This is a genomic window from Kaistella polysaccharea (assembly GCF_020410745.1).
GTDB classification, from domain to species: domain Bacteria; phylum Bacteroidota; class Bacteroidia; order Flavobacteriales; family Weeksellaceae; genus Kaistella; species Kaistella polysaccharea.
The window spans coordinates 603,885-618,682 of record NZ_CP084528.1 but is presented as its reverse complement, the minus strand read 5'-3'; the positions used below and the strand labels follow the sequence as shown (position 1 = coordinate 618,682).

Annotated in this window: 17 protein-coding genes; 12 read left to right on the top strand and 5 right to left on the bottom strand. The window is 35.6% G+C overall.

Annotated features, from left to right (window positions below):
• The 6 genes from dnaX to LC814_RS02685 all read left to right on the top strand — a co-directional run bounded on the left by dnaX (position 1) and on the right by LC814_RS02685 (position 4,928).
• Entirely contained in the window at positions 1-1,086 is a 1,086-nt protein-coding gene (gene dnaX / locus LC814_RS02710; protein ID WP_226064820.1) for a DNA polymerase III subunit gamma/tau, read from the top strand.
• Positions 1,038-1,679 carry a DUF8439 domain-containing protein gene (locus tag LC814_RS02705; protein WP_226064819.1) on the top strand — a complete coding sequence of 214 codons (642 nt, stop codon included), beginning with the start codon at positions 1,038-1,040 and terminating at the stop codon, positions 1,677-1,679. Before dnaX ends, LC814_RS02705 begins: the two co-directional genes overlap by 49 nt.
• Before the next feature lie 25 nt (positions 1,680-1,704).
• Complete coding sequence (locus LC814_RS02700; protein ID WP_226064818.1) at positions 1,705-2,772, top strand: chorismate mutase; 1,068 nt, start codon at positions 1,705-1,707, stop codon at positions 2,770-2,772.
• 35 nt (positions 2,773-2,807) lie between these two features.
• On the top strand, positions 2,808-3,734 hold the full coding sequence (rsgA, locus tag LC814_RS02695; protein WP_226064817.1) for a ribosome small subunit-dependent GTPase A: 927 nt from the start codon (positions 2,808-2,810) through the stop codon (positions 3,732-3,734).
• 174 nt (positions 3,735-3,908) lie between these two features.
• Positions 3,909-4,328, top strand: coding sequence for a nucleoside-diphosphate kinase (locus LC814_RS02690; protein ID WP_226064816.1), 420 nt, complete (start codon positions 3,909-3,911; stop codon positions 4,326-4,328).
• Positions 4,329-4,394: 66 nt separating this feature from the next.
• Entirely contained in the window at positions 4,395-4,928 is a 534-nt protein-coding gene (locus tag LC814_RS02685; protein ID WP_226064815.1) for a porin family protein, read from the top strand.
• An 85-nt stretch (positions 4,929-5,013) separates the two neighbouring features.
• On the opposite strand, the gene rpe is transcribed toward LC814_RS02685, so the two are convergent.
• Both rpe and LC814_RS02675 read right to left on the bottom strand, forming a co-directional pair.
• The gene (rpe, locus tag LC814_RS02680) at positions 5,014-5,664 is read right to left on the bottom strand and encodes a ribulose-phosphate 3-epimerase (protein ID WP_226064814.1); all 651 of its coding nucleotides are present in this window, start codon (positions 5,662-5,664) and stop codon (positions 5,014-5,016) included.
• A 45-nt stretch (positions 5,665-5,709) separates the two neighbouring features.
• Positions 5,710-6,786 (bottom strand): M42 family metallopeptidase, encoded by a 1,077-nt coding sequence (locus LC814_RS02675; RefSeq protein ID WP_226064813.1) that lies wholly within the window; start codon positions 6,784-6,786, stop codon positions 5,710-5,712.
• Between the two features lie 55 nt (positions 6,787-6,841).
• Between LC814_RS02675 and LC814_RS02670 the strand changes: the two genes are divergently transcribed.
• Together LC814_RS02670 and LC814_RS02665 are read left to right on the top strand one after the other, a co-directional pair.
• Complete coding sequence (locus LC814_RS02670) at positions 6,842-7,546, top strand: DUF4294 domain-containing protein (RefSeq protein WP_226064812.1); 705 nt, start codon at positions 6,842-6,844, stop codon at positions 7,544-7,546.
• 1 nt (position 7,547) lies between these two features.
• Positions 7,548-8,339, top strand: a complete 792-nt coding sequence (locus LC814_RS02665; RefSeq protein ID WP_226064811.1) for a S1/P1 nuclease — start codon at positions 7,548-7,550, stop codon at positions 8,337-8,339.
• On the opposite strand, the gene LC814_RS02660 is transcribed toward LC814_RS02665, so the two are convergent.
• Complete coding sequence (locus LC814_RS02660) at positions 8,334-8,750, bottom strand: NUDIX hydrolase (RefSeq protein WP_226064810.1); 417 nt, start codon at positions 8,748-8,750, stop codon at positions 8,334-8,336. The two genes, LC814_RS02665 and LC814_RS02660, sit on opposite strands and share 6 nt — an antisense overlap.
• 40 nt (positions 8,751-8,790) lie before the next feature.
• Positions 8,791-9,477, bottom strand: a complete 687-nt coding sequence (mnmC2, locus tag LC814_RS02655) for a tRNA (5-methylaminomethyl-2-thiouridine)(34)-methyltransferase MnmC2 (RefSeq protein WP_226064809.1) — start codon at positions 9,475-9,477, stop codon at positions 8,791-8,793.
• An 84-nt stretch (positions 9,478-9,561) separates the two neighbouring features.
• On the opposite strand from mnmC2, the gene LC814_RS02650 reads away from it, so the two are divergent.
• The 4 genes from LC814_RS02650 (at position 9,562) to LC814_RS02635 (ending at position 13,531) form a co-directional block, all read left to right on the top strand.
• On the top strand, positions 9,562-10,623 hold the full coding sequence (locus tag LC814_RS02650) for a branched-chain amino acid aminotransferase (RefSeq protein ID WP_226064808.1): 1,062 nt from the start codon (positions 9,562-9,564) through the stop codon (positions 10,621-10,623).
• A gap of 101 nt (positions 10,624-10,724) precedes the next feature.
• Positions 10,725-11,234 (top strand): FKBP-type peptidyl-prolyl cis-trans isomerase, encoded by a 510-nt coding sequence (locus LC814_RS02645; RefSeq protein ID WP_226064807.1) that lies wholly within the window; start codon positions 10,725-10,727, stop codon positions 11,232-11,234.
• Positions 11,235-11,309: 75 nt separating this feature from the next.
• Positions 11,310-12,362 (top strand): peptidylprolyl isomerase, encoded by a 1,053-nt coding sequence (locus tag LC814_RS02640; RefSeq protein WP_226064806.1) that lies wholly within the window; start codon positions 11,310-11,312, stop codon positions 12,360-12,362.
• A 311-nt stretch (positions 12,363-12,673) separates the two neighbouring features.
• Positions 12,674-13,531 (top strand): phage tail-like protein, encoded by an 858-nt coding sequence (locus LC814_RS02635; protein WP_226064805.1) that lies wholly within the window; start codon positions 12,674-12,676, stop codon positions 13,529-13,531.
• Between the two features lie 414 nt (positions 13,532-13,945).
• On the opposite strand, the gene LC814_RS02630 is transcribed toward LC814_RS02635, so the two are convergent.
• Positions 13,946-14,773, bottom strand: a complete 828-nt coding sequence (locus tag LC814_RS02630) for an ion transporter (protein ID WP_226064804.1) — start codon at positions 14,771-14,773, stop codon at positions 13,946-13,948.
• Between the last annotated feature and the right edge of the window lie 25 nt (positions 14,774-14,798).

Genomic DNA, 14,798 nt, shown 5'->3' with positions numbered 1-14,798 from the left:
ATGGAAAACTTCGTAGTTTCTGCACGTAAATACCGTCCGCAAGAGTTTGATACTGTTGTTGGGCAGTCGCATATTACAGAAACTTTAGAACATGCCATCGAATCTAATCATTTGGCGCAGGCGTTGCTATTTTGCGGTCCTCGTGGCGTTGGTAAAACAACTTGTGCGCGGATTTTAGCGAGAAAGATTAATGAGCGCGACGGTTCAACTTCTGAAGACGGTTTTGCCTATAATATTTTTGAATTGGATGCGGCATCCAATAACTCTGTAGATAATATTAGGGAACTTACAGATCAGGTTCGTTTCGGGCCACAGGTTGGTAAATATAAAATTTACATTATTGATGAAGTTCACATGCTTTCTCAGGCAGCGTTTAATGCTTTTCTGAAAACCCTGGAAGAACCTCCTGCACATGCAATTTTCATTTTAGCGACAACAGAGAAACACAAAATCATACCGACAATTTTGTCAAGGTGTCAAATTTTTGATTTTAAGCGGATAACCATTGAAGATATTCACCTTCACTTGAAAAAAATCGCTGTTGAAGAAGAAATTCTTTACGAAGATGATGCCCTTTACCTTATTGCTCAAAAAGCTGATGGTGCCTTGCGAGATGCACTTTCAATCTTCGATCGGCTCTCTACATTTTCTCAGAAAAATATTACGTTGGCTAAAGCTGCCGAAGTTTTAAACGTCTTGGATTATGAACAATATTTAGGTATTGTAGATTTAGCCCACGAAAATAAAATCGCGGAATCTTTATTGTCTTTGAATGAGATTATTAAGAAAGGATTTAATCCTCATATTTTTATTGCGGGATTAGGCAGTCATTTTCGAGATTTAATGATGTCTCAACATCCGCAGACTGTTGATTTAATTGAAGTTGGGGAGAAAACCAAATTAAGATTTGCTGATCAGAGTAAGAAATGGTCTGCACAACAATTGGTGGATGCTGTTGAGATTTGTAATCATGCAGACATCAATTATAAAAATTCAAAAAATCCACGACTTACAGTTGAAATTGCTTTGATGCAATTGTGTTCTTTGACTACAAATGGTCAAGATTCCAAAAAAAAAAATTCCTGATTTTAGCACCGCTTCTCAGTTATACTCAAAAAGTAGTTGAAGCAGAGGTAAAAGAAGCACCAAAAAATTCACCCCCAGAAAATATAGAAAGGATTCAACGAATTGTTGAAAAAAGTTCAGCACCCACTGGCACATTAAAAAAGCCCTCTAAATTCAGCATCAGTGCAGCGCTGGAAAAATCAGAAGATATTCCAGAGGTTCTAAATGCCGAAGTCAAAAAAGCTTTGCCCAGCCAGCATTTTAGTGAAACCGATTTACAAAGTGAATGGCAAAAGTTTTTAGAAGAGCTTCAGCAGCGCGATATTATTATTTACAATGCGATCAATTCGTTTGCTTTTCAGAAGAAAGACGAGAATATTATCCAGATAACATATCCATCTGAATCTGCAAAAAGCGAGTTTGAAAAAATACGTCCAGAGTTTTTCAATCATTTCATGCACAAGGTGAATCATTTTAATATTTCGTTGGAATTTAAACTGGATGGATCTATGAAAAAAGAAATCATCACCAAACGAAAGATTTTCAATAAATTTGCCGAAATAAATCCGGTTTTAAAAGATTTAGATGATCTGTTTAAACTTGACTTTAATTAAAATATAAATTTCCTTTTTTTCCATAATGAATTTACAAGATTTACAAAACACTTGGGTAGATGAGTTTCCAAAACCCTTTATAGTAGCTGGTCCATGTAGTGCGGAGAGTGAATCGCAAATGCTGGAAACTGCAAAACGAATTAAAGAATCTGGGGCGCCGGTTCCTGTTTTCAGAGCTGGAATCTGGAAACCCAGAACTAAACCAAACGGTTTTGAAGGAGTAGGTGTTATCGGTCTAAACTGGTTGAAAAAGGTAAAACAGGAGTATGGTTTTAAAACGGCGACCGAAGTTGCCAATGCGCACCACGTCGCAGCAGCTTTAGAAGCTGATGTTGATATTCTTTGGATCGGCGCGCGTTCTACAGTAAATCCTTTCACCGTTCAGGAAATTGCGGAAGCCTTGAAAGGAACTGATAAACCTGTACTTGTAAAAAATCCTGTGAATCCAGATTTAGCACTATGGATAGGAGCGCTCGAAAGACTTTTAGGACAAAATATTACTAATCTTGGCGTTATTCACCGCGGTTTTTCTACTTATCAAAAAACCAAATATCGTAATATTCCAAACTGGCAAATCGCCCTTGATTTTAAAAATCAATTTCCTAATATTCCGCTCTTAGTAGATCCTTCGCATATTTGTGGGAATCGCACAGGTTTGGCAGGTATTGCGCAAGAAGCTCTGAATGTTGGTTATGAAGGAATGATGATTGAAACGCATTGCAATCCTGATGAGGCATGGAGTGATGCTTCCCAGCAAATTACACCTGAAATTTTAGGGAATCTTATTGAGAATTTACAGGTTAGAACTTCAGATATCTCTGCTTTTGAAGGAGAAATGGGCCGTCACCGAACATTAATTTCTGATTTAGATTTTCAACTGATTGAACTTTTAGGACAGCGAATGAAAATTTCTGAAAAAATTGGAAGTTTGAAGAAAGACAATAATATCGCAATTTTTCAGCCAGAAAGATGGAAAGTTATTACCGAATATGCCAATCAAAAAGCTGATGAATCTGGTATGTCTGCTGAATTTATTGAGAAAGTGTTTAAAGCGATTCACGAGGAATCCATCGAAGTTCAAAACAGTATTTAATTTTATTTTTTTAATTTAAAGATTATCAATTCGCATTGAAAGGACTCATAACAAAATCTACCGGCAGCTGGTACCAGGTTTTAGGAGCAGAAACGGGCAGATTTTTTGAAGCCCGAATCCGCGGAAAATTTAAGCTTATTAAAACGAGATTGACCAATCCTTTGGCCGTTGGTGATATGGTGGAATTTTCCCTGGAACAAGATGACGTGGCGTGGATTACGAAAATTGAACCGCGTAAAAATTACCTTATTCGTAAATCGGTAAATCTCTCGAAAGAAGCGCATATTATTGCCTCAAATATTGATCTTGCTTGTTTTATTTTCACCTTAAAACATCCCGAAACATCATTAGGGTTTCTCGACCGATTTTTGGTGTGTTGTGAAGCGTATAACATTAAACCTTTGATTTTATTTAATAAAATGGATGTTCTTTCGGAGGAAGAAATAGATTTGACCCGTTTTATTGAAGAAATTTACGAGGAAATTGGATATAATTCTTTGGAAATATCATCATATTCTCAGTTAAATTTGGAGACGCTTCAAAATACGATAAAAGATAAAGTTTCGGTATTTTTTGGGCATTCGGGAAGTGGGAAATCTACTTTGGTAAATGCGTTACAGCCAGAACTTAACTTAAAAACATCTGAAATTTCGGGAACACATTTAAAAGGAAAACACACAACAACTTTTGCACAGATGCATTTCTGGCATTTTGGCGGGAGTGTTATTGATACTCCTGGAGTTCGGGAGTTCGCCATGATCGATGTTCAAAAAGAAGAAATTCAGCATTATTTTCCGGAAATTTTTAAAACCGGAAGAAAATGTAAATTCCACAACTGTATGCATCTTAACGAACCTAAATGCGCAGTTTTAGCCGAAGTGGAAGAAGGAAAGATTCAGGAAAGCCGATATTTGACTTATGTGAAAATCATGGAAGAGGCGGAGGAAAACAACGCACAATAAAAAACCCAGCCGAGGCTGGGTAAAAACTAATAACCATGAAAACTCAAATTAAACATGAGAATCGTAACAAATTTTACAACTTTCGTGCCAAATGAATTTAGCTGTTCTCAATGAGAATTTCCATACAAATATATAAAAGTTTTTGTACTTTTGCGCCACAATAAAACAAGAGATATGTCAGATAGAATTACATTCACCATGATCAAACCTGATGCAGTTGCAGACGGTCATATTGGTGCTATTTTAGGGAAAATTGCTGAAGCAGGATTTAAAATCAAAGCTTTAAAATTAACACAACTTACGAATGCAGATGCGAAGAAATTCTACGATGTTCACGCGGAGAGACCTTTTTATGGGGAATTGGTGGACTTTATGAGTTCAGGACCAATCGTTGCAGCAATTTTGGAAAAAGATAACGCTGTTGCGGATTTCAGAACTTTAATCGGAGCTACCAATCCAGCTGAAGCTGCGGAAGGTACCATAAGAAAAATGTTTGCTAGAAGCTTAGGTGAAAATGCAGTACATGGTTCAGATTCTGACGAAAATGCTTTATTAGAAGCTCGTTTCCATTTTGCTGGAAGAGAACTTTTTTAAGAAATAGATATAAAATCACCCTTCAATGTTCAGTTTTTGCTGAACATTTTTTTTAAGTTTAAAATAATGAAAAAATATATTTTTTTTAGTTTGATAGCGACTATGTTTGTGACACAAATCACATTCGCGCAAGTACAAATAGACAGTATAAAAACTGTGGAAAATCCCATCGAACCAGCTAAAAGATTAAATTTTGGTTTAGGTTTTGGGCTTAATTTTGTGGATGGTACGAGCATCAGCCTTTCCCCGAACTTAGTGTATAGAGTTAATGAGAGGTTTTCTCTAGGATCTGGGTTACTATTTAATTATTCAGCAATTAAAGATTTACAGAAAACGACAACGATCGGTGCCAATGTTTTGGGCAATTATTACCCTGTACAAAAATTATTAACCACAATAGAGTTTGCAGAAATGTATGTTGACCGAGAAATAATCTATACGAACACGAACGATAATTTCTGGGATTCTGCCTTATTTTTGGGCGCTGGTTATCAGATTACGCCAAAGATTTCAGTAGGAGGAAAATATAACCTCTTGTACGATAAAGATAAAAGTGTGTACAGCAGCCCATTTGTACCTTTTGTGAATATTAGTTTTTAGTATTAAATTCAACAGTAACAAAGAAAGTCCCGATGTGGGACTTTCTTTGTTTTAGAGATTATTTATTTATAAAATTACGTACATCTTATATTTTCAACAGTTCTATTGTTCTTTCTGGATTTTCCGAGGAAAAGACTGCATTTCCAGCGACTAAAACATCAGCACCTGCCTCAAAAAGTTTCGCTGCATTGTCTAGATTTACGCCGCCGTCAACTTCAATTAAAGCGGTGGAATTGTTTGATAGTATTAAATCTTTTGTTTCGGCGATTTTCTTGTATGTATTTTCAATAAATTTCTGTCCGCCAAATCCAGGATTTACACTCATTAATAAAACCAAATCGACATCAGCAATAATATCTTCTAAAAGCAAAACAGGAGTTGAAGGATTTAAAACTACACCTGCTTTTGCACCTTTATCTTGAATTAAATTAATGGTTCGGTGCAGGTGAACGCACGCTTCATAATGTACAGAAACAAGATCTGCTCCCAGCGCAATAAACTCCTCCACATATTTTTCTGGCTCCACAATCATCAAATGCACATCGATGAATTTTTCGGCGTACTCTTTCACAGTTTTCATGATCGGAAAACCAAATGAAATATTAGGAACAAAGCGACCATCCATTACATCAACATGCATCCAGTCGGCCTGCGAACGGTTGAGCATTTCGATATCTCTTTTTAGATTTCCAAAATCTGCAGAAAGTAGGGAAGGAGCAATTAATCGTGTTTTCATGATATTATTTTAGCTTTTTCAATGTTGTATTTGGTCTCTAATTTTCTAATGATATTTTAAATTCATCTTTGGGTCAATTTTCAGTAAAGATTCGTAGATTAGATCGATGACGTGAGCGACATCGTCCTGAGAAACCATCTCTACGGTAGTGTGCATGTATCGTAAAGGCAGCGAAATCAGCGCCGAGGGCACTCCGCCATTAGAATGGGCGAAAGCATCCGTATCGGTTCCTGTTGCGCGGCTGGAAGCGGCTCTTTGAAAAGGAATGTCTTTTTCTTTTGCAGTCTGCACAATGAGTTCCCGAATATTGTGATGTACGCTTGGTGCGAAATAAATCACTGGTCCTTCTCCACATTTTTGATCGCCTTCTTTCTTTTTCTCAATCATTGGGGTAGAGGTGTCATGAGTAACATCAGTAATAATCGCAATATGGGGTTTAATAGTATCTGCAATCATATCTGCACCGTATAAACCTACTTCTTCCTGAACTGAATTAGTAATGTAAAGTCCGAACGGCAATTTGCTTTTATTTTGTTTTAAAAGTCGGGCGACTTCGGCAATCATAAAACCACCAATTCTGTTGTCAAGTGCGCGCGAAACAAAATACTTCTCGTTGAGCTGAAAAAATTCATCCGGATAGGTAATCATTGTTCCAATGAAAACTCCTAATTCCTCAACTTCTTTCTTACTAGATGCTCCAAGATCAATGAATATATTTTCAAGTTTCGGCACCGGTTCGTCTGAATTTACACCACGAGTGTGAATTGCAGGCCAGCCGAAAACGCCTTTCACAATACCTTTTTCCCCATGCAAATGAACTACTTTTGACGGCGCAATCATCTGATCAGATCCACCATTTCTGATGACATAGATTAAACCTTCATCTGTGATATAATTCACGTACCACGAAATTTCGTCGGCATGAGCTTCAATTACGACCCGGAATTCGGCGTCAGGATTTATAATGCCGTAGCAGGTTCCGTAGTGGTCAATTTCAATTTTGTCAACATACGGCTTCAGGTAATTCATCCATATTTTTTGGCCGTTATGTTCGTAACCAGTTGGCGATGCGGTGTTTAAATATTCTTCTAAAAACTTTAGAGATTTATTTTCAAATTTCATATAAAAGGAATGACTTTTGTTAGACTAAATTTTGATTTTATAGAAGGTAAAAATAATGATTTTTAATAAACCAGTCTTACTATTTCTCCTGTTTTTCGGACTTTGTTTAAATGCTCAGCAGGAAATAGTTAAAACAAAACCCATCAGTGAGTATCCGCCAGAACTGCTGAAAACCGATCAACTTGGCAACAAATATTACTACGATCAAAGCCAAAAGGCCAGAATCTACGAAATTGATGGTGAAAATGTTGTCGTAATGGACGAACTTATTTTACTAAATAAGCCGAAGTTTAACAATCAGTTAGATCAGAACTATTATTATTTTCTCAACAAAAAACTCAATCGGGTCTACCCACTTTTTTTGACTGCTTTAGAGCAATACGAAGATATTCAGGATGAAATGATCCAGATGGATGAAAAATCACAGAAAAAATATTTAAATGAGCGCCAGCAAAAGTTAGCTGATGAATATGAACTTCAGTTGCGCGATCTTACTACAACTGAAGGGAGGGTTTTTGCAAAATTAATGAACCGCGCAACTGGTAAAACCGTGTATGATATTATTAGAGAACTTCGTGGTGGCTGGAGTGCTTTCTGGTGGAATGTGAAAGGGAATATTGCTGATGTCAGCATCAAACAACCCTACGATCCTCATAAAGACCGCAGCGACGAATTTATAGAATCTTTATTGCAACATAACTGGAATAGTGGTTACTTGCAGCCTTATCCAGGATATTTAAGTTTTAAAGTAAAGAAATAATATGAATAAATCTTTGAAAAATTCATTGGTGCTTTTGGCATTGTTGAGTTTTAATCTGGCATACTGCTGGGGAACTACGGGACACCGTGTAATTGCTGACATTGCAGAAAATCATCTTTCAACGAAAGCGAAAAGGCAATTAAAAAAAATGATCGGTGATCAGAAATTGGCATATTGGGCAAACTGGCCAGATTATATAAAATCTGATACCACGGGAGTTTGGAAACCAACAGAGCAGTGGCATTACGTAAATGTAAGCTCACAATCTAATTTAAAGCAGTTTTCCGATACTTTAAAAGTTCAGGATGGCCCAAATATTTACACCCAAATACAAACGCTTTCTAATCAAATAAAAGATAAAAAAACATCACCGCAAGATCGCGAGATTTCCTTGCGTTTTCTTATTCACCTCATGGGAGACGCTGCTCAGCCAATGCATGTGGGACGTTTGGAAGATTTAGGAGGTAACAGAATTAAACTCAAATTTTTTGGAGAAAATACGAACTTACATTCGTTATGGGATACCAAGCTGGTAGATTTTCAAAAATATAGCTACACCGAATTCTCAAGAGTTTTAGATGTGAAATCAAAAGATGAAGTGAAATTAATTCAGATGGGAACTTTAGAAGATTGGCTATATGACAGTCATAAAGCAGCGAATAACATCTATGCAAATACCAAAGCAGAAGGTTCTTACTCTTATGATTACAATTATAAATTTGAACCTTTGTTAGAAAGACAGCTACTTTACGGCGGACTGCGATTGGCTAAGATGCTGAACGAAATTCTATAAATATTTCTTTTTAAGCACTTCAAACACAACCTTATCAACAGGTAATAAAAATGGATTTTCTTCTTCGCTGAGGGAAATCCATTCTATTTTTTCAATACAAGGATCCATAATGAGGAGCTCTTTTTCATCAATCATTTCTGCTTCATAATAGATACTTAAAAGTTGTTCATTATCGCGAAACTTGGACACAATAAAATCTTCTTGCGTGTAAAGATGAGTGATATTTTTTACTTTAATGTTGAGCTCTTCATCTAATTCGCGTTGAAGACATTCGATAACACTCTCACCGAATTCCAACCCTCCACCAGGAAATTTTAACAGTTGTTGGCCCACGTATTCTTCGTGCAAAGCAAGAATTTTATTGTCTTTTAGAATGGCTACATAAACGCGAACGTTAATTTTATCAATCATTGGTATTTTTTCTATAAAAACAAAGTTAGTAATTTATGACTTACACTTTTTGAGGCATTTTATAAGCATTAATCATTTCCCGTTTTCCAGGTGGGCCAGCTTTTTTTTCCACTTTAAAATTTAAATCTTGTAGAATTCTACGAACGCTTCCTTTCGAAGAGTAAGTCGTTAATAATGCACCATCAGCCATTTTATTTGCGACCATTTCAAAAAGAGGTTTTTCCCATAAATCAGGTTGTACGCGCGCACCAAAGCAATCAAAATATACCAGATCGATCAACTTCATATTAAGTTTGGGTAGATCGAAAAAATCGTTTTTATATTTGGTTAAGATAAAATTGGGAATAATTTCTAGAGGTAAATTCCATTCTGCATCATGGATTTTGTAATAGGAATCTTTTACGAGATCAAGTTCGAAAAATGAACCGTAATCTAAAATTTCAAGTTCATCTTTGTTTACGGGATATTTTTCTATCGCGTAATAGTGAATCGTATGATTTTTATCAGTTTTCATAAATTCATTAATTGTGACCAAAACATTAAGACCTGTTCCTAAACCCAGTTCTAAAATATGAATATCATAATTATCTAATAATATTAATCCATTATCAATAAAGACATGTTGAGCTTCTTGAAGGGCGCCATGCTGTGAATGATAGCTTTCATTTAAATCATTGATATATAATGTTTTACTACCATCAGAGGTTGTTTTTATTTCCCGTTTCATGCTAATTTTTTCCAAAATTAATTTAAAATTTTGAAATTTAAAAAATTATATTAAATTTGTAGAACATCAACAAAAATTTTAAAAATGATAATTCAAAAATCTACTAATCCTAGAATTTCTACTTTTGATCCTAACAATTTTGCGTTTGGAAATACATTTATAGATCACATGATTATCTGTGAATATGAAGACGGGAAATGGGGTGATGTGAAGCTTGTTCCTTATGGACCACTTCCTTTTTCTCCAGCGATGATGGGAGTAAATTATGGTCAGGCTTGTTTTGAAGGTATGAAGGCTTACAAAGATAAAGATGGTGATATCTTTCTTTTCAGACCAGAAAAGAATTTTGCACGTATAAATAAATCTGCAAGCCGTTTGGCAATGCCAGCAGTTACGGAAGAAATGTTTTTAGAAGGTTTGAAAGCTTTGGTAGATTTAGACAGAGACTGGATTCCTTATGGTGAAGGAAACTCTCTTTATATTCGCCCCTTGATTTTCGCTACAGAAGAAGCATTGAAAGCAAGAATTGCCAATAAATATATGTTTGCAATTGTAGCAACACCAGCGAAAAGTTATTATTCTGAGCCTGTATCTGTGAAAATATCTGATTATTATTCCAGAGCCGCGAACGGTGGAGTAGGTTTTGCAAAAGCTGCGGGTAATTATGCTGCCGCTTTTTATCCGACCAAATTGGCAAATGATGAAGGTTACGAGCAAATTATCTGGACTGATGATTCTACCCACGAGTATTTTGAGGAAAGTGGAACGATGAATGTTTTTGTGAGAATTAATGATACGATTTATACGCCGCCAACTTCTGAAAAAATATTAGATGGAATTACGCGCGACAGTTTTATTAAACTTGCTGAAAAAAGAGGAATCGAATTAAAAGTAGAACCGATATCAGTGAAAACAGTAGTCGAAGCTCATGAAAATGGAACTTTAAAAGAGATTTGGGGCGTTGGAACTGCTGTAGTAACAAGTGTTTTTAAAGCAATTGGTTATAAAGGTAATAAACTTGAACTTCCAAAATTAACGATGGAGGAAAGTTTCGCATTGACTCTACAAAAAGATTTGGTTGATATACAGACAAATAATGCTGAAGATCCATTTGGTTGGAGATATAAAGTTGAGCCGAAACTTTAATATTTAGGCTATATTTTTTAGATATTTAGAAACTGGGAATCGAGGTTCCCAGTTTTTTGTTTTAGCATCTAAATCGAAATGCTTATTTTCGCAGAAGTTTTATGAAGCCTGTTATTTTACTTTGTTTATTTGCTTTGGTAGGATGTATTAAACATACACCTTCCTATTCGCCTGCGGGGAAATCCCTAAGTCAGGAAGATTTACAAACTTCCCGAGAGCGGACTAAAATGCTGAATCTTTTAGAAAAAAGTCAGATTGAAGATTGGATAAAATCTCAGGCAGAAAATTATGAAGCGACCAGTTCAAATTACTGGATAAACGTAGGAAATTTACACGATCGGTCCAGAAAGACAAATGGTGAAATAATTTCATATCAATATGAAATTTACGATTTTGATTGGGTCAAACTTTATGATGATCCAATAAAAAATATAAATGTGACATTTGGGCGTTTCGAAGAATTAAAACCAATAGAAGATGCACTTCGCTATATAAATAAAGGCGAAGAAGTAATACTTCTGATTCCATCTGCACTGGGTTACGGCGCGGTTGGTGATGGTGATCGAATTTCTACTGATATGCCGCTTATTATTAAACTTAAAGTATTGTAAAATATGATAAAAAAAAATTTATTAATCGCATTAGCAGCGATATCACTCACAAGTTGCACCCCAATTTATAAAAAAATGAATGTAGACAAAGAAACTTACGCAGGCTTAAAAGATGGCCTTTACGCCAATTTCCAAACTTCTAAAGGAAATATGATCGTACAATTAGAAGATAAAAAAGCACCAGTTACGGTCGCTAATTTTGTCGGATTAGCCGAAGGTAAAATCGATAACAAAGCAAAAGGAAAAGGAGTTCCTTTTTATGACGGAACTATTTTCCACCGTGTGATCAAAGATTTTATGATCCAAGGTGGCGATCCAAAAGGTACTGGAATGGGCGATCCGGGTTACAAATTCGAAGATGAAAAAAATGACCTAACACATTCCGGAAAAGGAATTTTGTCAATGGCAAACTCAGGTCCGAATACAAACGGTTCTCAATTTTTCATTACTGAAATTGCAACGCCGTGGTTAGACGGTAAACATACGGTCTTCGGTAAAGTAATTGACGGAATTGAAGTAATTGATACAATCGCAAACGTGGAAAAAGGCCCACAGGATAAACCAAAAACCGATGTCGTCTTGGAAAAAGTATCTGTTTTTACGAAAGGCGATGAATATAAATCTTATGACGCAGCCAAAATCTTCAATGAAGGAAAAGGTAAAATCAAAGAGAATAACAAAGCAATTCTAGAGAAAATAGAAGCTGATAAAAAGGAAAAAGCAGAGGAATTTGCTTCCAATCAACAAAAAATGGTTGATGATTTAAAAGCGGGAATGCAATCAACACCTTCTGGACTTTATTATAAAATTACAGAATCTACTGAAGGAAGAAAACCAAAAGTAGGAGATGATGTTTCTGTACATTATGCTGGTAAACTGGTTGACGGGACGGAATTTGATTCTTCTTTTAAAAGAAATGAGCCTATTGAAATCCCTATTGGAGTTGGACAGGTTATTAAAGGTTGGGACGAAGGAATACTTCTGTTGAACGAAGGAGAATCTGCTACATTGCTAATTCCATCTGAATTAGGTTATGGTGCAAGAGGCGCTGCCGGTGTAATTCCACCAAATGCTTGGCTTATTTTTGATGTTCAGCTTGTAAAGATTAATTCTGCAGCCACAAAATAGAATATTTTTTGGTATTTATTTACCCAAATTTAATAAACACTCCAAATTTTTGGAGTGTTTATTTTTTGTAGAAACTCAGCTTCATTGTTGGGAAATATCAAATAGTTTGATTGTTATGCTCATCAAAAATATTTTCCGGTCACCATTTTTGACAATTACTTAATTGTTAAATATTTTAACATTTTCGTAAACAGAGGTATAATATTTAACAGTTCCGGCACTAAAACGAATTATATTTAATAAAAGGGTGTTTTCACTGTATATTATCAAAGTTGATTAGCCGTAACTTCGTAAAAACAAAAAACATCGATATGAAAAAGAAATTTACTTTTGCAATTTTACTTGCATGGGGCATTTTTATGAATGCTCAGGTCGGAATAAACACAACGACACCCAACGGAGCAACTGTTTTAGACATTCATTCTAATGAAAAAGGAATTCTAATTCCTAAACTTACTGATGCAGAACGGGATGCGAACCTTGCCGACAACAATCCCGCGACAGTTCCACCTGCAGGAGTTGTTAATCCAGCTTTAAGTGAAGGAACGCTTATTTTCAACACCACAACCAATGCTTTCCAATATTGGGATGGTACTTTGTGGAAACAATTATTTGTTACATCATCTTCTCTTGCAGGCAATGATGGCGTAGTAAAAATTAATTCTGGAGCAGGCGGAGTTAAGCCGTCGTATTCACTTAATCATAGTGGTAATTCATACGGACCTAAAGTACAGGTTTTGTATAATACACCATTAATTTTTGCCCCATCACCGACAACCAGTTGGCCCGAAACCTCTATTCCATTTCCAGGAAATACAAGCACTATTTATCAAGGAACTACACCTGCTACACAAAGGTGGAGAGAGAATCCTGTACCAGGTCAAGTTCACGTCTGGAGGGTGATAACAACTGTAACTCCAGGTGACAATGCCACAGGCTCCGTGCGGGCAATTTTCGAAAATCCTGACTCCGGTTTTAATGTTACATCTGTTCAGGTAATCCCTGGTGGATCAAAGGATGCAGGAAATACGCTAACTTTTTATTTTTATACTATTGCGGATCCTGATAGTCTTGCGCCAGGTGCTGGATATCAATTATTTGTTCAATCAGATATTTCTGTTACTCTCACCGTTGAATCAATCACAAGAATATCATTATTCAAGGATTAAATTTTTATACTGCAAAACACAAATGAGGGAAGTGCATCTTTGATGCACTTTTTTTATGTTATTTCTTATTTTTCTGTTCTACTTACTAATAACTACGTAATACCAATTAATAGGGTTATTTTACTTAATGATTAATGCCAGATAAATTCTATATTTGATAAACAAAAATATTGCTATGGCACATTTATACCAGTTAGGTTTTTGCGGAAAATATTTTTTGTAATTAAAAAATTTCTCACACGTTAAATTTTTAAATTTCAAAAAAAGCTAACAATTGGGTGAATACTAATAACCAGTACAAGCGAAAGTAGAAACTTTGCACTCCGAGATTGATTAGAATTTTTTAATAGTAAAGATTAAAAAAGCGTGAAACATTGAGAACGATTGAAGGTGCATTTTACGATGCGCCTTCTTTTATACAATTTTTTCTCCGCAAATTTTACAAAATCTTGAGTCATCATCGATATCATTATTTCCGCAACGGTCGCAAAATTTACCTATTTCCTGTCTTTTATTTCGCATTTCTGCCGTTACAATTCCGGTCGGAACAGCAATTATAGAATAACCAGCCAACATCAAAAGTACAGAAAGAAACTTGCCCAAGGGTGTTCCCGGTGAAACATCACCATATCCAACCGTAGTTACGGTCACAACCGCCCAATAAACGCTTTGGGGAATACTTTCAAATCCTTCTCGGTGACCTTCAACCATGAACATCATCGAACCTACGATTACTGAAAATATCATTAAAAATAAAAGGAATATATAAATTTTTCTGGAGCTGTTTCGTAAAGCTCTAACAATGAAGTAACCGTCATTCATGAAATCCATTAAATTCATGATTCTAAAAATTCGCAGCATTCTTAACATCCTGATAATAAGGAAATACTTCGTAATGGGAATGAAAAGACTAAGATAAAAAGGAAGAATAGCCAAAAAATCAATAATACCGAAAAAGCTGAAAATATATTCTTTTTTGTTCCTTAATGTTATAATCCGAAGTGCATATTCAATAGTGAAAATTACAGTGATAGCAACTTCTACAATTACAAATATAACATGAAGTTTTGCGTCGTAAACCTCTACACTTTCCATCATCACGATGAAGGTACTTAGCAAAATAAGAAACAACAACATGATGTCAAACAGTTTTCCTAATTTGGTGTCTGACTTAAAGATGATCCGGAAAAGCTGGCGTTTCCATTTCGTTCTTTCGGGGATAAAATTATGTTCTCTTTCCATTTTTCCTATCGTTCCAATTAAAATT